Genomic DNA, 18,346 nt, shown 5'->3' on the forward strand with positions numbered 1-18,346 from the left:
TCGAGGGATGACCCGAACGGCTCAACCCGGCAATGCCCCGCAGCACGTCATCCGCCGTACGGATACTGATTCACGGCGTGGGGCCGCGTGCGCGCTCCACGTCGAGGATGTTCTGCCAGAGCGCGAAGGGTGAGGCACCCGCGTAGCCGCTCTCCTGGCCGTCATTGCACTCGATGACAATCCACCGGCCGGAGACCTCCTGCGCCACGTCCACCACGAGGAACGGGACGGCCAGCCTCCGCGCCACCTCGCGGCCCAGCCCGAGCGCCTCGCGCTGCTCCTCCGCGTTCATCGTGTATGACGAGCCCTGCCACCAGTAGGGCCCCCACCCCACCAACTCGCCGCGCCACCAGAAGGTGCGGAACTCGAAGGAGCTGGGGATGCGGTCCGGTGCGCCCTCCTCCACCCGGCGCAGCGGGCGCAGCTCGCGACACACGACGCGCTGCCAATGCAGGATGGAGTCCTTCGCATACACCTCCATCGCGCGGCGGAACTGCTCCGGGCCCTCGATGATGGAGAGGGACTTCTGGTGGCGGCTCGTCTGCCGCTCGCCCTTCACGAAGACGGGCCACCCGAGCAGCCGCTCCACCGTCTCCGCATCTGGCCGTTCGTCGAACCAGACACTGCGCGGCGTGAGGTCCGTGAGGCGCGGGTACCAGTGCGGCAGCTCGGTGGCCAGCAGGTGCTGCTCCGGTGAGTGCACCAGTCGCCCGCCCTCCGCTTCCAGCTCGCGGTAACGCTCCGCGTAGTCGTTCCACACGCCGACGCGGGCGATGACCTCGAGCGACCCGGGCAGGGCGTACGGGCGGCGACACGCGAAGAACCGGTCGAAGGCGAAGTCGTAGATGCCCTTCCCCGTCGGCGCGGTCAGCACCCACAGCCGGTCTTCCACACGCAGCAGGTCCTCACCCGGACGAAGCATTGCGCGAGCCTACGCTGGCTTCCTCGCCACCCGCACGAGCACGAGACCCGGCGCAGCGCTGGAGGGAGCGCCAGACAGCAGGTGCCCACGGGTCCGCGCCCCATCGTCCCTCCCGCGAGGCAGCCTGGCCCAGCCCCAGCCGACCGTCGGGGCGTCCATGTCGCGGAGTCTCTATTGCGACCTGATGCCGCCGCGCCCCAGCTTGCCAGGGGGTCGGGCAATGCCCCTCCCCGGAAAGAGCTGGACGACATGAGAACTCGACAGAGGGTGGTGCTCCTCGGTGCGCTGGGTGCACTGGGGTTCGGATTGGGTTGTGCGGGCACGAAGGAAGCAGGCAAGGACGTCGGCGCCGCCATACCCGGCGTCTCCCAGCACCGGGATGGCCTCATCACTGGCGTCCAGGGCGACAACATCGCCGTGGCCGACGCCAACAATCCCAACGAACCGGTCGCCTGGTTCCATATCAGCGCCGATACCAAGATTGAGCGCGAGGGTCAGCGGGTGGAGCTGAACCAGCTCTCCGAAGGAAGCGCGGTGCGGGTCTCCTTCGAACCGGCCACCGGCGCCGAGAAGACCTCCAAGATCGAAGTCCTCACCGGTGACCAGGCAAAGCAACTGGAGCAGAAGCTTCAGGGTCAGCCTGAGACTCCTCCGCCTCCGCCCACGCAGACCCCATAGTACGGCCCCACCACGAGCACCCTCGACGAGCCGCCGTGTCCTCTCATGCGGCGGCCCGCTTCCTCTTCCATGCCCTCGAAGCAGGACCACCGCCGCGTCGAGGCGACGAACAGATTGCATTCGCTGTTCAGCCTCAGTGAACAATGAGACATGGACCGCTTCGATTCGATGCGCGTGTTCACCCGCATCGTCGAGTTGGGGAGCTTCACCAAGGCAGCGGCCGACCTGCGGCTGCCACGCGCCACCGTCACGCTCGCCGTGCAGCAACTGGAGGCGCGGCTCGGCGTCCGGCTGCTGCACCGGACGACGCGCGAGGTGAACACGACGCCCGAGGGCCAGCGGTACTACCAGCGCTGCTCGCAGGTGCTCGCGGACGTGGAGGACGCCGAGGCCGAGCTGTCTCCACGGGAAGGCACACCGCGAGGCAAGGTGCGGGTGCACATGGTCGGCGGCATGGCGGCGTACGTCGTCATCCCCGCGCTGCCCACGTTCCGAGAGCGCTACCCGCAGGTGGAAGTCGAGGTGGGCACGGGAGACCGCGCCGTCGACCTCGCACGAGAAGGCGTGGACTGCGCCTTGCGCGCGGGCGTGGTGGACACGCCGAACCTCGTGGTGCGGCGCCTGGCGCCGATGCCGCAGGTAACGTGCGCGAGCACTCTCTATCTCACGCAGCGCGGAGAGCCGCGCTCACTGGAGGCGCTGGAGCGGCACCACGCGGTGAACTACCTGGAGCGCTCCACCGGCAAGCCGTACCCGCTGGAGTTCATGGTGCGCGGCGAGCTGAAGACGGTGCGGATGGCGAGCGCGCTGACGGTGACGGACTCAGAGGCCTACCACGCCGGCTGCCTGGCCCACTTCGGGCTCATCCAGGTGCCGGAGTACCGGGTGGCGGGGCTCATCGCCGAGGGCAAGCTGCGCGAGGTGCTGGCCCAGATGCGGCCTCCGCCCATGCCGCTCGCGCTGGTCCATCCGTATCCGAGGAAGGCACCACCTCGCGTCCGCGTCTTCATGGAGTGGCTCGTGGCCCTGTGCACGAAGCAGTTCGGCACCGTCGCGGAGTCACCACCATCCACCGGCCCCGAACCCAAGCCACCCCGGCGTGCCTCACGGGGACGGTGACTCCTGGCCGTCATGACACCCGGCAACAAGAGTTTCTCGATTTCCAATCAACGCAACGACCACGTCTGCTTCAGTGCGGGGAAAGATGAACTCCCCTGTCGTGCATGAGCGGAAACTTGCCGAAGGCGGAGGCACATAGACTCCGCCGCCATGACGCGACCCAAGAACGTCCCCCCCGAAGCGACCTTTGATGCCGACGCTGCCCTCTGGCGCGAAGGTGGCCCGAACGAGGCGCGTGAGCGGCTGTGGATCCATCCGTCGGGCCTATTGCTGCTCGACGCCACACGCAAGAACGGGAAGCTCGACGGCAAAATCAAGTGGTCGCTCGGCTACCACGAGATGTCCGAGTACGCGCCGCGCGTGGCCATGCAGGCCGCGCTTGGCCTGCCGACGGGACCAACCGGCACGATGATTGCGACGTTCGCGGACGGCGCGCTGGTCGAGGTGCGCTTCCGTCCCGGCTTCGACTTCCCGGACACGCTGCGGGTCGAGCTCCGTGACGGTGTCATCGACGGCACCGTCGACTGGGTCATCGGGCCGACCAATGGTGGTGCGCTGTTCGAGCACGCCGGCACCACGCTCCTGCCCAAGGTCTTCAAGGTTCCCAAGCCCTGGCCCCATCGCGTGACGGCGGTCTTCTCCAAGGGCAAGCTGAAGAGCGCGACGTTCTTCAACAAGGACGGCACGCCCCTCGACGCGAGCCCCACCAAGGTCACCGAGTGGGGTGAGAACATCGAGGCGGGTGCCATCACCGGGTACATCGAGCGCGGCGACTTCGCGGCGGACGCGGCGCGCTTCTTCCCGAAGGAGCGCCGCATCTCGAAACCGAGCAGCAAAAAGGTTCGCAAGGTTCCCGCGGGTCGCCTGCTCGACGACGTGGTGACCGGCGGTGGCGTGCCGGTGATGACCCTCGCGTTCGACTTCAATAGCTATGGCTTCGACTGCAAGAAGGAGGACCTGTACGGAGCCAACGACGACAAGTACGTCGGCATCGCAAGTGATGGCTCCGGCGAGATGTTCCTCCTCGATGTCACCACCGGAGAAGTCGTCCGCTACGCGCACGAGGAAGGCACCGTCGCACCGGCCTTCAAGTCACTCGATGAGCTCGCCTTTGCACTCCTCCGCATCGAGGCCGCCGCCAAGAAGCTGATACCGAAGGCGAAGCTCGCGGCGCTGTTCAAGCGGCTCGGACTCACGACGGCCGGCGCGCTGTTGAAGGAGTACTGAGCGCGAAACCCGGGCGATGAGGGCACCGCTCCCGGCATGGCGCACGGGGCGGTGACTCAAATCAGGCAGACGAGCACGCCTTCACCTCTCGCGGCAGCAGCCTCGTAGAGCGAGCCCTGGCACGTTGGCAAGCCACTCTCCAGCCTCCGCATCCTCCCGAGACTGTTCGAGGATGCACGAGTCCACTGGAATGGCCTGGTAGACGGCGTCGAGTCCCCTGGATGCGAGACTACGCCGCCTGCCGCTCGCCCTCCGGAGGCAGCGGCGCCGAGGGCGGTGGCCGCACGTGCGCCGTCTGCGTCAACCTCACGCCCACGAGCACGAGCACGCCGCCCACCGCAATCTCCCAGTGCAGCGCCTCGCCCAGCAGGGCCCACGCCGCCAGCGCGGTGGCCGGCGGCTGGAGGTTCGAGAAGATGGCCACCTTCGACGCCGGCACCTTCGACAGCGCGTAGTACCAGATGAGGTACGCCACCACCGACGTCATCAGCCCCAGGTACACGATGGAGCCCTTCGCCACGTTGCTCGCCGCCAGCACCTCGGTGGGCTTCGCCATGACGGGCGCCATCAGCAGCATCATCAGAGTGGCCGCCGTCATGCTCCACGCCGTCGCGCGAATCGTCCCGTGCTCCGCCACGAAGGGCTTGCCCTCCGTCGTGTACAGCACCCACGCCACCACCGCGCCGAGGATGAGCATGTCCCCCAGCAGCGAGCCGCTCGCGTCCGCCAGCCCCCGCCCCAGCAGCAGCACCACCACGCCGACGAACGCCGTGACGATGCCGCCCACCGCGCGCACCGAGACGCGCTCCTGCCCTCGCGCCAGGCTCAGCAGGTACACGCCCATCGGCGTCAGCGAATAGAACAGCGCCGCGTGCGCCGCCGAGGACTTCGACAAGCCGTAGAAGAAGAACGCCTGGTTCACCGGCCCCGCCAGGAGGCCCAGCACCAGCACCCGCTTCCACTCGTGGCGCGGCGGCAGCTTCGGCCCCGGCGTCAGCCCCAGCAGCAGCACGAACACCGCGCCGCTCAGGATGAAGCGCCACAGCACCACCGTCAGCGGTGGCAATTCCGTCATCGCCCGCTTGCCCGCGAGGTACGTGCCCGCGCTGATGAACACCTGGACACACATCCCGGCGTACACCAGGCCCAGCGAAGAAGGAGCAGTCGTGGAGGTCAGGGGTCGAGCTGGCTGAGCGCCCATTGCGCCGCTGTACGTACCAACTCGCTTTCATCCCCGCAGAGCTTTTCGAGCAACCGCCGCGAGTCCGCCCGCTTCGCGACGCCCAGTGCATACACCGCGTTCCGCCGGAGCCCGTCGTAACGGGCGCGTGCCAGCGCTGTACCGGGCACCAGGTGCTCGTACTGTTCCGGTGTCAGCCCCGCCAATTCCAGCGTGCCCAGCTCGGCAATCGCTCGCGGTGCGAAGCGCGGGTGCTCCGCGAACACCGGACGCCGGTTCAACGGGCACACCTGCTGGCAGATGTCGCAGCCGAAGATGAGGTTGTCGAACTTGAGACGGAACGCCTCGGGCACCTCGCGCTCGCGGTTCTCAATCGTCTGGTAGGACAGGCACGCCCGCGCGTCCACACGGCCGTTGCCCACCAGCGCTCCCGTGGGACAGGACATGAGGCACCGGCGGCACGAGCCGCACCGGTCCACCGCCGGGCCCTCGCCATATGCGTCCACCTCCGCGTCGAGCACGAGCGTGGACAGCAGCACCCACGAGCCATACGGCTCGGTGATGAAGCAGCCGTTCTTCCCCACGTAGCCCAGCCCCGCGCGCGCCGCCCACACCTTCTCCATCAGCGGGCCACTGTCCACGCTCCCGTAGGTGCCCAGGCCCGGGAACATGGTGGCCACCGACTTGCGGAAGGCCTTCATCCTGTCCCGCAGCGTGGAGTGGTAGTCGCGCCCCCGCGCATAGCGGGCGATGGGCGAGTCCACCGTCTCCTCGTCGTCGCGCCAGTAGTTGTTCGCGAACACCACCACCGTCTTCGCGCCCGGGAGCAGCTTCTGTACGTCCAGGCGCTCGGCGGCCCGCTCTCCCATCCAGTCCATGTCCGCCGCGTAGCCGGACTCCAGCCACTCCATCAGGAAGGCAGGCGGAATCGGCTCGGCGCGCGCGAAGCCCACCAGGTCGAAGCCAACGAGGCTGGCGAGCTCACGGAGCTGGGCGGTGGGCAGCGTTTCCATCAGACGTCTTCTACGGCGTGCTCTTCGGCTTCTCCGGTATCCACTTCACGTCCGGCACGCCAGCCCGGTGGTTGGCCAGCCGCGCCATGACGAACAGCAGGTCCGACAGCCGGTTCAGGTAGACGACCACGGCCTGCGGAATCTTCCCTTCACGCAACAGCGGCACGGTGCGGCGCTCCGTGCGGCGGCACACGGTGCGCGCCAGGTGCAGCGCCGCGGCGGCCTGGGTGCCCCCGGGGAGGACGAAGTGGGTCATCTTCGGCAGCTCGGCCTCGAAGCTGTCGATGGCGCGCTCCATGTCCTCCGCCCACTCCGCCTTCAGCTCCGGAATGTACGAGGACGCCTTCGTCCCCGTGGGCGTCGCCAGCACCGCGCCCAGCGTGAAGAGCTGGTCCTGGATTCGGTGCAGGAGCGCGTCCAGGTCCGTCGGCATCGTGAAGCCGCGGGCCACGCCGATGGTGGCGTTGAGCTCGTCCACCTCGCCGTACGCGTCCACGCGCTCGTCGTCCTTGGGCACGCGTCCGCCACCGAACAGACCCGTCTCCCCGGCGTCTCCGCTCTTCGTATAGATCTTCATCGCCGCCGGCTTGTAACGGCACCGAGTGTGCGACGTCCACGGGAAGGCGGACGAATACATCAAAGACTTGATCCAGACTGGCGGCGATCCTACATGGCCGCATGCGGCAATATCTCTCCCTGCTCGACCACGTCCTCACCCATGGGACGAAGAAGGGCGACCGGACCGGCACTGGCACGCTCAGCGTCTTCGGCCACCAACTGCGGTTCGACCTCACGCAGGGCTTCCCGCTCGTCACCACCAAGAAGCTGCACGTGAAGTCCATCCTCCATGAGCTCCTGTGGATGCTCGCGGGGGACACCAACGTGCACACGCTCCAGGCCAACAACGTCACCATCTGGGACGAGTGGGCCAACGCGGACGGCAGCCTCGGGCCCGTGTATGGCCACCAGTGGCGCTCGTGGACCGCGCCCAACGGCGAGCACATCGACCAGATGAAGCTCCTGGTGGAGGGGCTGAAGAAGAACCCCGACTCGCGCCGGCACATCGTCAGCGCGTGGAACGTGGCGGACCTGCCCTCCATGAAGCTGCCGCCCTGCCACGTGCTCTTCCAGTTCTACGTGGCCGACGGAAAGCTGTCCTGCCAGCTCTACCAGCGCAGCGCGGACATCTTCCTCGGGCTGCCGTTCAACATCGCCTCGTATGCACTGCTGACGATGATGGTGGCGCAGGTCACGGGCCTGAAGGCGCACGAGTTCATCCACACCGTGGGTGACGCGCACCTGTACCTCAACCACGTGGAGCAGGCGAAGACGCAGCTCTCCCGCGAGCCGCGTCCCCTGCCGCGCATGCGCCTCAACACCGACGTGAAGGACCTCTTCGCGTTCAAGTACGAGGACTTCACGCTCGAAGGCTACGACCCGCACCCCGCAATCAAAGCGCCCGTGGCCGTATGAGACTGTCCGCCATCGTCGCCATGGCCTCCAACCGGGTCATCGGCGCCGGCAACCAGCTCCCGTGGCGGCTGTCCGCGGACCTGGCCCGCTTCAAGAAGCTCACCATGGGCCACACGCTGGTCATGGGCCGCAAGACGTACGAGTCCATCGGCCGACCGCTCCCGGGCCGCACCTTCATCGTCGTCACGCGGCAGAAGGACTACGCACCCGCGGGCGTCACGGTGGCGCACTCGGTGGACGAGGCGCTCTCGCTGGCCCGCGCGCGCGGCGATGACGAGGTGTTCATCGCGGGTGGCGGAGACGTCTACGCACAGACGATGGACCGGTGGAACCGGCTCTATCTCACGCGCATCGACCGCGAGTTTCCCGGCGACGCGTACTTCCCCGACGTGGACCTCTCCGCCTGGCGGCTCATCGAGGACGAGCAGCACCCCGAGGCCGAGCTTCCGCACGCGTTCCTCACCTACGAGCGCTGAGGCGCGTCACCGGTACAGGCGGAAGAAGCGGAACGCCTTCGGCCACTCGCGCCGGGGCTTGAAGGCGATGGCGACTTCCTGGCCACCGAGCGCGGACTCGGTGAGCACCACATGCGCCTCGCAGGCCCGGCCCTGCTCGAACTCCGCGTCCGTCACGCGGCACACGGCCTTGTAGAACGGGCCGGAGAGCCACTCGGCCACCTCGGGCGTGTCCTTGAACTTCAGGTATGCCGCGAGCGACGCGTGCGCCGCCGCCAGCACGGCGTGCCCGGTGGGCACCGAGTCGCGGATGAGGATGTACATCTTCAGCGGTGCGGCGGGCTTCGGCGCGGGGATGTCCCGGTTCATGCAGCCTCCCTGAGTCCTTTCGGACGCTGCCCCGGAAGCCCGCTGACACCCGACGCAGTCTAATCGGGCGTTTGATGTGCCGTAATTTTGATATTGATTCGCAAGATTGAAATACAGTCCCTCGGCTGGTAGACCGGTGGGCATGAATCGCGCCGCCCTGTCCGTGCTGTGCCTGCTGTTCGTGCTGCCCCTGTCGGCCCGCGCCGCGGGCACCTCCGAGGAGCGGACCTGGCACCGGCTGATCGGCATCCTCCAGTACCTGGAGGCGGACTATCCCAACGCCATCGAGTCCCAGTCGGAGTTCGAGCTCGCGGAGCAGAAGAGCTTCGCGGCCGAGGCGCTGGACGCGGCGAAAGATTTGGGCCCCGCGGCGGAGGCCTTCGTCCCGCGAGTGAAGGCCATCCAGGACCGGGTGAACAAGGCACAGGACGCGCAGGGCGTGAGCAAGGACTGCGGCGCGCTGGTGGAGGACCTGGTGCTGGCCGGCGGCCTCGCGCGCAGCCCGCGCCGCGTGCCGGACCTGAAGCGCGGCGAGGCGCTCTACCAGACGAACTGCGCGGCCTGCCACGGCGCGGACGGCCACGCCAACGTGCCCATCGCCGCCACCATGGAGCCCACGCCCGCCAACTTCCAGGACGCGGAGTTGATGGGCGGCCTCACGCCCTACAAGGCCTTCAACACCACCAGCTTCGGCGTGCCGGGCACCGCGATGCCGGCCTACCCCACCCTCTCCGAGGAGGAGCGCTGGTCGCTGGCCTTCTTCGTCTTCACCCTGCGCCAGCCCGCGTGCGACGGCACCCCGCCGAAGGCCTCGCTGGAGAAGCTGGCCAACTCCACCGATGACGACCTGGTGAAGGAGTTCGGCCAGGAGAACCTCTCGTGCCTGCGCCGCAAGCTGCCGGACGCGGACGAGGAGCGCTCGCTGCTGGCCGCGCGCGAGGGAATCGAGGAGGCCATGCGCCAGGGCGCCGCCGGCAACCCCGCGGCCGCGAAGGCGGCGCTGCTGGACGCGTACCTCAACGGCGTGGAGCCGGTGGAGCCCAAGCTGCGCGCGAGAGACCCGGACCTGGTGCTCCGCCTGGAGAAGGCCTTCCTCCAGGCGCGGCTGGCGGCGGAGAGCGGCAGTCCGCACCTGCAGGACGACGGGCGCGAGCTGGTGTCCATCCTGGACCAGGCGCGCCGGAGCACGGGCAGCTCGGCGGACCTCGTGTCCACGATGTGGCTGACGCTGCTCATCATGCTGCGCGAGGGCTTCGAGGCCACCATCATCGTCGCCGCGCTGCTGGCGGCGCTGAAGAAGATGAAGGCCACCGAGCACATCCGCGTGGTGCAGGCCGGGTGGATGTCCGCGCTGGTGGTGGGCGCCATCTCCTACGTGCTGTTCCGCCACCTGCTGGCCGGCGCGCAGCGCGAGTGGATGGAGGGCGTGGCCGCGCTGGTGGCGGTGGGCATGCTGCTGTACGCGGCGCTGTGGCTCAACGCGCGCTCCAGCATGAGCCAGTTCATGGGCGAGCTGCGCCAGAAGATGCAGGGCGCGCTGGGGCGCGGCAGCCTCGCGGGCCTGTTCTTCATCTCCTTCACCGCCGTGCTCCGCGAGAGCTTCGAGACGGCCATCTTCCTCCAGGGCCTCGCGCTGGACTCCCCGGCGGGCGTGGCCTGGGGCGCGCTCCTCGGCGTGCTGGCCATCGCCGTGCTGGTCCTCTTCGTCAACCGCATGGGCTACCGGCTGCCCATGAAGACGCTCTTCAACGCGTCCACCATCGTCCTCCTCGTCACCGCCGTCATGCTGCTCGGCAAGGGCCTGCACTCGCTGCAGGAGGTGGGTGCCCTGCCGCTGGCACCGGTGCGCTTCTTCACCGTGGACCTGCTGGGCATCTATCCGGACGCCTGGTCGCTCGTTCCCCAGGCGCTCCTGGCCGCCGCGCCCCTGGTCTGGCTGATGCTGCGCCGCCGGGGCCGCGCCCAGCGTGTGAGTGAGGCTTCCGCGAGCTGAGCCGACGCGACGGCGGGCCCCGCCTTGCGGTAGCGTGGCCCGGGTGAAGTCCTCGCGATTGCTGTCCTTTTCGCTGACGCTCCTCCTCCTCACGGGCCCCGGTGCCGCGTGGGGGCAGGAGACGTCCGGAGAGGAGCCGGCCCAGGTCCCCACCTCCGAGCTGACCCCACCCCCGCTCATCCCCGTCGCCGCGCCCGGGACGGACCGCCCTTCGCGCGTGAGCCCTTCCGCCGAGGGCGCGGACACACTCGAGACGCTGGAACAACGCGAGGACGCCGCCACGTCGTCCCTCAGCGAGCCGTCCCGGCCCGGCCCGGCCGTCGCGCATGCGAAGGACCCGGTGCCCCGCGTGGCGCTGGAGTTGGTGGGAGGCACGGCCGGCGGCATCGTCGCGGGCACCATCGGCCTGGTGGCCGGCTATGTCCTGGCGCTGCCCACGGTGGGCTGCGACGACTGCCGCGTCGTGTCGCTGGTGGGTGGCTTCGCCGGCGTGCTGATTGGCATCCCCGCGGGCACGTGGGTCGGCGGTCGCGTCATGGGCGGCCGGGGCACGCTGCTCGCCACCACGGGTGGGAGCCTCGTGGGTTGGGGCGGCGCGCTGCTGGGCTCGTTGCTCCTGGACACGGAGGACAGTGACGCGCTCTCGCTCGCGCTGCTGGTGATGCCCCTTGCCGGCGCCACCGCGGGCTACGAGCTGTCCCAGCCCTCAGCCACGCCCGCTCCGCCGCCACGCCTCTCGCACAAGTCCCAGGTCCGTGTGGTGCCCGTGGCGGGGATGACGGAGCACGGGCCCCGCCTCGGGCTGATGGGCCGCTTCTGAGAGCGGCCGCGGCCCGGCGCTTCAGCGGGTCGTCTTCTTGCGCGCCGTCTTCGTCGTCCGTTGCGCCGTCTTCGTTGTCCGTTGCGCCGTCTTCGTTGTCCGTTGCGCCGTCTTCGTCGTCCGTTGCGCATTCGCGGCGCGGACACTCGCCCTGACGGCGGCCCTTCGATTGATTCGCGCGGCGCGCTCCGAGTCGGCGGCGGAGTCCTCGAGAGCGCCCATCGCGGCCAGCGCCTCACGCGTGGGCGCGTGCTTGTGACAGAGCATCACCAGGTTGGCGGCGCGCAGCACGCGCGGGGTGAAGATTGGAGGCGTGCCCAGCCTGGGCAGCAAGCCGAGCAGCACCGGCACGTCGTCGAGCTTCGACTGCCAGGACTCACCCCGCGCCCCCTTCCCGATGTGCCATACCTCGCGCCCGATGTACGCCGCGACCAGCTCGGCGAACCACGGCGAGACGGGCTTCTTCACCAGGGCCGTCACGGCCGTGGCGAGGCGGCGGCTGTTTCTGAGCACCTTCCAGGCCTTCACCTCCGCGGGCGTGATGTCGGCCGTGTGCACCACCGTCACCAGGGAGCCTTCGAGGTCGTCGGCGAGCAGCACGTCATCCGCGTCGTCGTCCACCTGCTTCTCCCAGGAGGAGACGGCTTTCTTCACGAACTGCTTCTCGTCGGCGTACTCGCTGTACGCGCCATGCTCCTCGATGTCGCCGAGCAGGCCCCGCAACGTCCGCAGCACCACGCGCGCGATGGCCGCGTCCTCTTCCTTCTTCAGGAGCGCCGTGCCCTCACGGACGAGGCTGCGCGGGTCGAGCGTGCGGGCGCGCTCCGCGAAGTCCCGCACGGCGGGCGAGGACTCCGCCGCCGCGGCGCCCTTTCGCAACGAGACGACAAACCTCCGGAGTGCATCCTCGGTGACGAGCATGCCGCCCATCCTGCCCCCGAAACGACGGCGTGGCGACTACACGCGGAAGTACTGGAGCGACTCCTCGCGCACGCGCCCTTCCTCCATCAACTTCTCCAGCGTGGCCAGCGCGCTGCGCTCGGCCACCGGGTGCAAGAGGGGCGGCGTGTCCGCGTAGGCCGTGGCCACCACCTGCGCCAGCGTGGCTCCCTGCGGCGGCAGCGCCTGGAGGATGAGCGTCTCCCGCAGCGCGCGGTGCTTCAGGTACTCCTCCAGCTTCGCGGGCCCGTCCGGCAACGGCGAGCCGTGCGCGGGGTACAGCGTCGTCACCGGCCAGTCCCTCAGCCGCGCGAGCTGCGTCAGGTACTCGCGCATGTTCCCCTCGGGCGGGTCGATGACGATGGTGCCCACGCCCGCCACCATGTCCCCCACCACCGCCGCCCGGCTGCGCTCGTCCACGAGGCAGATGTGGCCCTGCGCGTGCCCCGGCGTGTGAAACACGTGCCAGCGCTGCGGCACGTCGCCCGCCAGCTCCAGCACCTCGCCGTCCTCCAGCAGCCGCTCCACCGGAAAGTCCAGCCGGTCCGCCGTGCGCGCATGGCACCACAGCGGCACGCCCAGCCGCTCCTTCACCGCGCGCGCACCGCCGATGTGGTCTCCATGGTGGTGGGTGAGCACCACCGCCACCACCTTGAAGCCCTCCGCCTTCAGCCCCGAGAGCAGCGACAACAGCTTCGCGTACTGCTTCACGTCCGAGGCGCCGGGGTCCACCACCAGCAGCTCACCGTTGCCCAGCACGTACGCATTCGTGTGCGTGGCCGGCGGCAGCGTGGGCGTCTCCAGCGCGACGACGCGCACGCCCTGCTGGAACTCGATGCGCTGCGCGACGTAGCCCGGGCAGTACGGCGGCGTCGTCATCCGCGCCCGCGCGTCCGCCTCGTCCGTGAAGTGCCCCAGCACCTGGAAGGCGTGCAGCGCGGGCGGGTGCAGCAAGGCCGAGCCGTCGCCCCACCGCGCCAGCGCCTCGGCCGGCGTCACCCACGCACCCTCGGCCAGCTCGCCGGGCCACCACTCCGCGCTCGAGTGCGCCGGGGCCTCCACCAGGTAGAAGCGCGTGTCGAAGCGCACCGGCAGGGACGGCGGCGTCACCCAGCGGCCCGCCGCGCGGAAGTCCTCCGCCCGCAGCTCCAGTCCCTCCGACTTCAGAATCTCTCCCCAGCCCCGCTTCCCCTCCAGCAGCGCCGTGCGCAGCTCCTTCAGCTTCTCGGGGGACAGCGCCTGCGCGCCTTCCGCCACCAACACACCGGCCTCCTCGAACAGCTCGCGCGCCGCGGCCGAGCGCAGCGCGGCCTCCTCACCCGTCGCGCCGTGCACGGGCACCTCGGCGTCCGCGGCGTCCAGCTTCCCGCCCGGGAAGGCGTAGAAGCCGCCCGCGAAGGAGAGCTGCTTGCCGCGCTTAACCCAGAACACCTCCACGCCGGTGGCCGCGCGCCGGTAGAGCACGGCCACCGAGGACGGACGGGGCTCGACGGGGGTGTGTGACGAGTCCAGGCCGAGGCCCAGACCAGGGAGACGCTCGCTCATGGTTGCACCGTCTGGCCGAGGAGCCGGCCCATCAGCTCGTGCGCCTTCTCCGCCTGGTCCGGCCTTACGTACAGACGGATGAGGCGCACCGCGCCACTGTAGCGCTGATACAGCGGCGTGTAGCGCGCCACTTCCGTCAAACGCCCCGTGGAAGCGTCGATGATGAACAGGCTCGGCCCCTTGCTTCCGGGGCCCGAGGCATACTTGCTGAGTACGTTCTGCGACTCGACGACGTAGTGTTCGAAGTTGTTCGACACCAGCGCGCTACGCAGCACGTCCAAGTCGTAGCCCGTGTCACGCTCGGTGAACTGCGCCAGCAGCTTGAAGCCCTGCCGCCGGCTGATGCGCTCCGCCCAGCGGTTCTTCGAGCGGCGCAGCGTGTACCAGAGCGCCGAGTCGTCGCAGAGGAGGAAGGCCTCCGGGTCCGCCGGAATCTCGAACTCGCCGGGCGACTCCTCGTAGTAGCGCCGCAGCATGTAGTCGAAGTTCACCGACGTGTGGTGCAGGTACACCGACACGAACATGTGGTAGCGGCTCAGCAGGAAGTCCTCGAAGGCGAACGCCGCCGCCCGGCTCAGCGCGAGGTACGCCCGCCCGTCCTTCACCGCCGGGTTGAGGTTGTTGATGATCCAATCCATGTCGTACCGGCCGTAGTTGACTCCCGTGTAGAAGGAGTCCCGCAGCAGGTAGTCCATGCGGTCCGCGTCCAGCTCGCCGGAGACAATCGCGCGCAAGAGCGGCGCCCAGTCCACGCCCTGGTGCGTGAAGCCCGGGTCCTTCGGCGGCTTCGCGCCGGTAATCAGCGCCACCGCCGCCATGGGCGAGATTCCCAGCGAGCCGAAGTGCTCCTCGACGATGGGCGTCAGCGAGCTGTCGAGGAGGATTTTCGCCGTGAAGTCCTCGTGGGTGGCCTGCTCGCCCTCCGCCGTGGCGTCCAGCCAGGAGGGCAGGCGCAGGAGGGCGCGCTTCGGAGCGATGCGCTCCGAGGCATGGGACAGCGGCATGTGGCCCAGGTCATGGCAGAGCACCGCCAGGCGGACGGCCGCACAGAAGCGCTCCCGCACCTCGTCCGGCAGGGACGAGCGCGAGGCCACCGCGCCGAAGACGCGCGAGGCCACGTGCATGGCGCCCAGGGAGTGGACATGGCGCGTGTGCGTGGCGCCCGGGAAGGCGAGGTCCCCGAAGCCCAGCTGGCGCACGTAGCGAAGCCGCTGGTAGTGCCGGCTGTCGATGACGGCCTTCTCCGCGTCGGAGACGGGGATGGTGCCGTGGATGGGGTCGCGAATGCGCATGGTCCTCTTTCCATACTCCTGGATACCTCTCCGGGAGGTAGCCAACCGTACTTCATACCCTTCTGGGAGGTAGCCCAGGAGGTAGCCAACCGTCATCCACGGACTGGGATCGATGCGGGGGACGTGCTAACCCTTCCGCCACCTACGAATGCACATCATCCTGCTGCACAACCGCGACCACGACCTCCTCGAGGACGACCCCGGACGGGAGGCCCGCGAGGATGTCGTGCGCGTCGCCTCGGCGCTGGCCGAGGCCCTCTCCCGCGGAGATACCCTCGCCGAGCCGCTCGCCATCGAGGGCGACCGGCTGGACTTCGTGGACACGCTGCGCCGGCGCCAGCCGGACCTCGTCATCAACCTCTGCGAGTCGCTCGCGGCGGACAGCCGTGGAGAGATGGCGGTCCCCTGCCTGCTGGACGCGCTCGGGCTGCCCTACACCGGCTCGTCCGCCCTCTCGCTGGGGCTGGCGCTCCACAAGCCGAAGGCCAAGGAGGTGCTGAGCGCGCGCGGCGTGCCCACCCCCGCCTTCCGCGTGGTGCAGAAGCTGGAGGACGCGCTCGCCATTGATTTGCCGTGGCCCCTCATCGTCAAGCCCGCGCGCGAGGACGCCAGCGTGGGCGTCACGGCGGACTCCGTCGTCCGTGACCGCGCCGCGCTTGTGCGCGCCTGTGACGCGGTGCTCCGCACCTTCCACCAGCCCGCGCTGGTGGAGCAGTTCATTCCGGGGCGTGAAATCTACGTCCCGCTGCTGGGCAACCAGCCGCGCCAGCCACTGCCGCTGACGGAGATTCACTTCGGCCGTACCTTCGAAGAGCGGCCGAACATCGTCTCCTACACCGCCAAGTGGGAGCCGGACTCGGACGAGTACCGCGATACGACCAGCGGGCCCTGCCAGGTGGACGGAGCGCTGGAGGCGAGGTGCGTGCAGGTGGCGCTGGAAGCGTTTGCAGCACTGGACTGTCAGGACTATGGACGGGTCGACCTCCGGGTGTCTCCGGAGGGCGTGCCCTACGTCATCGACATCAACCCCAACTGTGACCTCCACCCGAGCGCCGGGTTCGCCAAGGCCGCCAAGGCCGCCGGCATGGATTACGCGGCCCTGGCGTCCCGGCTCGTGGAGGTCGCTCTCGAGAGAGCACATGGACATCCGGCCACTCGCCGCAAAGGACAGGGAGCCCCTCGCCGCGCTGATTCGAAGGATCGAAACCTTCTCGCCGCAGGAGGTTGAGGTCGCCATCGAGCTGGTGGACATCGCGCTGACGGCGGGCAACAGGGACTACTCCATCATCGTCGCGGAGCGGGACGGGCAGCTCGTGGGCTACGTCTGCTACGGCCCCACGCCGATGACGGAGGACTCCTACGACCTGTACTGGATTGCCTCCGCGCCCGAGGTGCGGGGCCAGGGCGTGGGTGCGGCGCTGGTGTCCGGCATGGAGGGTGACCTGCGCCGCCGCAAGGGCCGCCTCATCCGCGTGGAGACGAGCGCCACGGAGGCCTACGGCCCCACGCGCGGCTTCTACGCGTCCATGAAGTACGGCGAGGAGGCGCGCATCCGCGACTTCTACAAGGTGGGCGACGACCTCATCATCCTCACCAAGCGGTTGTAGTTCCGCGGAGGACGCGGCGCGGGGCGGTTGAAGACAACAGCCCCTTCCCTCGTTAGAAGGGGCGTGATGACCCGCCCCTTTCGCCTGACGCCCCTCGCCGCCGTGTCCCTGTGCGCCCTGCTGACGGGCGCGCCCGTTGCCCTCGCCCAGGCCCCCGCCGCGCCCGCGCAGAAGTCCGCGGCTCCGGGGGCCGCGGCTTCCAGGTCCGCGCCCGCGAAGGCCCAGGCCGAAGTCTCGGACGTGGTGAAGGCCCCCCGCCCGAAGGGGGGCGAGTACTTCGGCCTCTACCTCATGGACAAGAAGGTGGGCTGGCTCTTCACGGACGTGGAGCTGCTGCCCGGCGAGCCCACGCGGGTGAAGGCCACCAACCAGCTCGTCTTCAAGGCCATGGTGTCCACGCGCCTGTCCGAGCGCCTGCACCGTGAGGAGCGCATCTACGAGGCGAAGCCCGGCGGGCGCCTCCTGTCCTTCACCGTGACGCAGAAGGGCGACGGCGGAGACCAGGTGCTGGAGGGCACCGCCACCGACGACGGCGTGCGCGTGGTGCGCAAGCGCCCGGGCCACCCGGACGAGACGCTGCCCAAGCAGCCCCCCGCGAAGGAGCGCGTGGAGGACGCGGACCCGACGCGCGTGGCCCTCTTGCGCAAGGCGCAGGTGACGGGCTTCACGCTCGACGGGCTCGACTTGGAGACGTATGCGCTCACCACCACCATGGAGCCCCCGGAGCAGCGGGTGGTCAACGGCGTGAAGGTGAAGCTCAGCAAGGTGAGCACCCTGTCGGAGAAGGAGAAGGTGCCCATCACCTCGTACATCACCCAGCACGGAGAGGTGGTGCTGGTGGACTTCGGCCAGACGATGCAGGCGCGCAAGGAGCGCGAGGCCGTCGCGAAGCGGCTGGACCTGGTGGAGGTGTTCGGCCTCACCCGCGTGGTGCTGCCCAAGCCGCTGCCCGAGGCCGCGCGCGCGGTGCCGGGCAAGGTGACGCTGGTGGTGCAGGGGCTGCCGGAGAAGTTCCGCGAGGAGACGTACCGGCAGAAATTCAAGGCGCTCCCGGACGGCAGGGTGGAGGTGACGCTGTCGGCCGCCGCGCCCGCGGAGGCCGCGCGCAAGCCCCGCCCGGTGACGGACCCGGACGGCGGGGAGAACCTCAAGTCCTCCATCATCGTGGAGAGCGACGCCCCGGCCATCCGCGAGCAGGCGAAGAAGATTGTCGGTGACGAGAAGGACGCATACCGCGCGGCCCAGAAAATCAACACCTGGGTGGCCACCATGCTGACGAAGGACTACGGCGCCAGCGCGGACCGGGCCACGGACGTGCTGAGCCAGCGGCGCGGGGACTGCACGGAGCACTCGCTGCTGGCGGTGGCCCTGCTGCGCGCGGCGGGCATTCCGGCGCGGCGCGTGGACGGCGTCATCTACATGGTGAACTCCGACGGCGTGCCCGCCCTCTACTGGCACGAGTGGGTGGAGGCCTTCGTGGGGGAGTGGACCCAGATGGACCCCACCTTCAACCAGGTGGTGGCGGATGCCACGCACTTCGGCTTCGGCGAGGAGGGCAACGCGGAAATCACCCCCCTCATCGGCTCACTGAAGGTGACGGACGTGAAGTGAGCGTCCGCCCGCACCTGCTGGCCGGGTGTCCCGGGCCCCAGTCCCACAGCCCCATGGCCACGCGTTGACGGTTGGACTATTCAGGGCCCCTGCCTCAACACAC

The 18,346-nt window shown here is 69.3% G+C and carries 18 protein-coding genes; 10 read left to right on the forward strand and 8 right to left on the reverse strand.

The window, feature by feature from the left end:
• Positions 1–70: 70 nt before the first annotated feature.
• The gene (locus tag ACVTJA_RS41735; protein WP_465829022.1) at positions 71–922 is read right to left on the reverse strand and encodes an ATP-grasp domain-containing protein; all 852 of its coding nucleotides are present in this window, start codon (positions 920–922) and stop codon (positions 71–73) included.
• A gap of 249 nt (positions 923–1,171) precedes the next feature.
• On the opposite strand from ACVTJA_RS41735, the gene ACVTJA_RS41740 reads away from it, so the two are divergent.
• The 3 genes from ACVTJA_RS41740 (at position 1,172) to ACVTJA_RS41750 (ending at position 3,946) form a co-directional block, all read left to right on the forward strand.
• Positions 1,172–1,600 carry a hypothetical protein gene (locus ACVTJA_RS41740; protein WP_465829024.1) on the forward strand — a complete coding sequence of 143 codons (429 nt, stop codon included), beginning with the start codon at positions 1,172–1,174 and terminating at the stop codon, positions 1,598–1,600.
• 150 nt (positions 1,601–1,750) lie between these two features.
• Positions 1,751–2,719 (forward strand): LysR family transcriptional regulator, encoded by a 969-nt coding sequence (locus ACVTJA_RS41745; protein ID WP_465829026.1) that lies wholly within the window; start codon positions 1,751–1,753, stop codon positions 2,717–2,719.
• A 150-nt stretch (positions 2,720–2,869) separates the two neighbouring features.
• On the forward strand, positions 2,870–3,946 hold the full coding sequence (locus ACVTJA_RS41750) for an SMI1/KNR4 family protein (protein ID WP_465829028.1): 1,077 nt from the start codon (positions 2,870–2,872) through the stop codon (positions 3,944–3,946).
• Between the two features lie 229 nt (positions 3,947–4,175).
• Here the strand turns inward: ACVTJA_RS41750 and ACVTJA_RS41755 are convergent, their stop codons facing one another.
• From ACVTJA_RS41755 to ACVTJA_RS41765, 3 genes are read right to left on the reverse strand one after another with little or no spacing between them, the layout of a single operon-like run.
• A complete protein-coding gene (locus tag ACVTJA_RS41755; protein ID WP_465829030.1) occupies positions 4,176–5,147 on the reverse strand; it encodes a DMT family transporter in 972 nt (323 codons plus the stop codon).
• Complete coding sequence (gene queG / locus ACVTJA_RS41760) at positions 5,120–6,139, reverse strand: tRNA epoxyqueuosine(34) reductase QueG (RefSeq protein WP_465829032.1); 1,020 nt, start codon at positions 6,137–6,139, stop codon at positions 5,120–5,122. The genes ACVTJA_RS41755 and queG overlap by 28 nt, the downstream gene beginning before the upstream one ends.
• A gap of 10 nt (positions 6,140–6,149) precedes the next feature.
• Positions 6,150–6,716 (reverse strand): cob(I)yrinic acid a,c-diamide adenosyltransferase, encoded by a 567-nt coding sequence (locus tag ACVTJA_RS41765; protein ID WP_465829034.1) that lies wholly within the window; start codon positions 6,714–6,716, stop codon positions 6,150–6,152.
• A 101-nt stretch (positions 6,717–6,817) separates the two neighbouring features.
• Between ACVTJA_RS41765 and ACVTJA_RS41770 the strand changes: the two genes are divergently transcribed.
• A complete protein-coding gene (locus tag ACVTJA_RS41770; RefSeq protein WP_465829036.1) occupies positions 6,818–7,612 on the forward strand; it encodes a thymidylate synthase in 795 nt (264 codons plus the stop codon).
• Positions 7,609–8,088 carry a dihydrofolate reductase gene (locus ACVTJA_RS41775; protein WP_465829037.1) on the forward strand — a complete coding sequence of 160 codons (480 nt, stop codon included), beginning with the start codon at positions 7,609–7,611 and terminating at the stop codon, positions 8,086–8,088. Before ACVTJA_RS41770 ends, ACVTJA_RS41775 begins: the two co-directional genes overlap by 4 nt.
• A 6-nt stretch (positions 8,089–8,094) precedes the next feature.
• On the opposite strand, the gene ACVTJA_RS41780 is transcribed toward ACVTJA_RS41775, so the two are convergent.
• Complete coding sequence (locus ACVTJA_RS41780) at positions 8,095–8,436, reverse strand: hypothetical protein (RefSeq protein ID WP_465829039.1); 342 nt, start codon at positions 8,434–8,436, stop codon at positions 8,095–8,097.
• A 142-nt stretch (positions 8,437–8,578) separates the two neighbouring features.
• Between ACVTJA_RS41780 and ACVTJA_RS41785 the strand changes: the two genes are divergently transcribed.
• Both ACVTJA_RS41785 and ACVTJA_RS41790 read left to right on the forward strand, forming a co-directional pair.
• Positions 8,579–10,429, forward strand: coding sequence for an FTR1 family protein (locus tag ACVTJA_RS41785; protein WP_465829041.1), 1,851 nt, complete (start codon positions 8,579–8,581; stop codon positions 10,427–10,429).
• Positions 10,430–10,487: 58 nt separating this feature from the next.
• Positions 10,488–11,249, forward strand: coding sequence for a GlsB/YeaQ/YmgE family stress response membrane protein (locus ACVTJA_RS41790; protein WP_465829042.1), 762 nt, complete (start codon positions 10,488–10,490; stop codon positions 11,247–11,249).
• 21 nt (positions 11,250–11,270) lie between these two features.
• Here the strand turns inward: ACVTJA_RS41790 and ACVTJA_RS41795 are convergent, their stop codons facing one another.
• From ACVTJA_RS41795 to ACVTJA_RS41805, 3 genes are read right to left on the reverse strand one after another with little or no spacing between them, the layout of a single operon-like run.
• Complete coding sequence (locus ACVTJA_RS41795; RefSeq protein ID WP_465829044.1) at positions 11,271–12,170, reverse strand: hypothetical protein; 900 nt, start codon at positions 12,168–12,170, stop codon at positions 11,271–11,273.
• A gap of 36 nt (positions 12,171–12,206) precedes the next feature.
• Entirely contained in the window at positions 12,207–13,733 is a 1,527-nt protein-coding gene (locus ACVTJA_RS41800; RefSeq protein WP_465829045.1) for an MBL fold metallo-hydrolase, read from the reverse strand.
• Complete coding sequence (locus ACVTJA_RS41805; RefSeq protein WP_465829047.1) at positions 13,730–15,025, reverse strand: HD domain-containing protein; 1,296 nt, start codon at positions 15,023–15,025, stop codon at positions 13,730–13,732. Before ACVTJA_RS41805 ends, ACVTJA_RS41800 begins: the two co-directional genes overlap by 4 nt.
• A gap of 148 nt (positions 15,026–15,173) precedes the next feature.
• On the opposite strand from ACVTJA_RS41805, the gene ACVTJA_RS41810 reads away from it, so the two are divergent.
• The 3 genes from ACVTJA_RS41810 (at position 15,174) to ACVTJA_RS41820 (ending at position 18,243) form a co-directional block, all read left to right on the forward strand.
• Positions 15,174–16,253 (forward strand): D-alanine--D-alanine ligase family protein, encoded by a 1,080-nt coding sequence (locus tag ACVTJA_RS41810; RefSeq protein ID WP_465829049.1) that lies wholly within the window; start codon positions 15,174–15,176, stop codon positions 16,251–16,253.
• Positions 16,254–16,269: 16 nt separating this feature from the next.
• Positions 16,270–16,632 carry a GNAT family N-acetyltransferase gene (locus tag ACVTJA_RS41815; protein WP_465829050.1) on the forward strand — a complete coding sequence of 121 codons (363 nt, stop codon included), beginning with the start codon at positions 16,270–16,272 and terminating at the stop codon, positions 16,630–16,632.
• Positions 16,633–16,698: 66 nt separating this feature from the next.
• On the forward strand, positions 16,699–18,243 hold the full coding sequence (locus tag ACVTJA_RS41820; RefSeq protein WP_465829051.1) for a transglutaminase domain-containing protein: 1,545 nt from the start codon (positions 16,699–16,701) through the stop codon (positions 18,241–18,243).
• Positions 18,244–18,346 lie beyond the last annotated feature (103 nt).

The sequence above is a fragment of the Pyxidicoccus sp. M6 genome, assembly GCF_055568925.1.

What these genes read in the sequence shown, in the direction of transcription:
- queG (WP_465829032.1), bottom strand. Translation starts at nt 6,139, where the DNA reads ATGGAAACGCTGCCCACCGCCCAGCTCCGTGAGCTCGCCAGCCTCGTT.
- ACVTJA_RS41810 (WP_465829049.1), top strand. Translation starts at nt 15,174, where the DNA reads ATGCACATCATCCTGCTGCACAACCGCGACCACGACCTCCTCGAGGAC.
- ACVTJA_RS41820 (WP_465829051.1), top strand. Translation starts at nt 16,699, where the DNA reads ATGACCCGCCCCTTTCGCCTGACGCCCCTCGCCGCCGTGTCCCTGTGC.
- ACVTJA_RS41775 (WP_465829037.1), top strand. Translation starts at nt 7,609, where the DNA reads ATGAGACTGTCCGCCATCGTCGCCATGGCCTCCAACCGGGTCATCGGC.
- ACVTJA_RS41805 (WP_465829047.1), bottom strand. Translation starts at nt 15,025, where the DNA reads ATGCGCATTCGCGACCCCATCCACGGCACCATCCCCGTCTCCGACGCG.
- ACVTJA_RS41800 (WP_465829045.1), bottom strand. Translation starts at nt 13,733, where the DNA reads ATGAGCGAGCGTCTCCCTGGTCTGGGCCTCGGCCTGGACTCGTCACAC.
- ACVTJA_RS41750 (WP_465829028.1), top strand. Translation starts at nt 2,870, where the DNA reads ATGACGCGACCCAAGAACGTCCCCCCCGAAGCGACCTTTGATGCCGAC.
- ACVTJA_RS41785 (WP_465829041.1), top strand. Translation starts at nt 8,579, where the DNA reads ATGAATCGCGCCGCCCTGTCCGTGCTGTGCCTGCTGTTCGTGCTGCCC.
- ACVTJA_RS41765 (WP_465829034.1), bottom strand. Translation starts at nt 6,716, where the DNA reads ATGAAGATCTATACGAAGAGCGGAGACGCCGGGGAGACGGGTCTGTTC.
- ACVTJA_RS41740 (WP_465829024.1), top strand. Translation starts at nt 1,172, where the DNA reads ATGAGAACTCGACAGAGGGTGGTGCTCCTCGGTGCGCTGGGTGCACTG.
- ACVTJA_RS41780 (WP_465829039.1), bottom strand. Translation starts at nt 8,436, where the DNA reads ATGAACCGGGACATCCCCGCGCCGAAGCCCGCCGCACCGCTGAAGATG.
- ACVTJA_RS41755 (WP_465829030.1), bottom strand. Translation starts at nt 5,147, where the DNA reads ATGGGCGCTCAGCCAGCTCGACCCCTGACCTCCACGACTGCTCCTTCT.
- ACVTJA_RS41770 (WP_465829036.1), top strand. Translation starts at nt 6,818, where the DNA reads ATGCGGCAATATCTCTCCCTGCTCGACCACGTCCTCACCCATGGGACG.
- ACVTJA_RS41735 (WP_465829022.1), bottom strand. Translation starts at nt 922, where the DNA reads ATGCTTCGTCCGGGTGAGGACCTGCTGCGTGTGGAAGACCGGCTGTGG.
- ACVTJA_RS41745 (WP_465829026.1), top strand. Translation starts at nt 1,751, where the DNA reads ATGGACCGCTTCGATTCGATGCGCGTGTTCACCCGCATCGTCGAGTTG.
- ACVTJA_RS41795 (WP_465829044.1), bottom strand. Translation starts at nt 12,170, where the DNA reads ATGCTCGTCACCGAGGATGCACTCCGGAGGTTTGTCGTCTCGTTGCGA.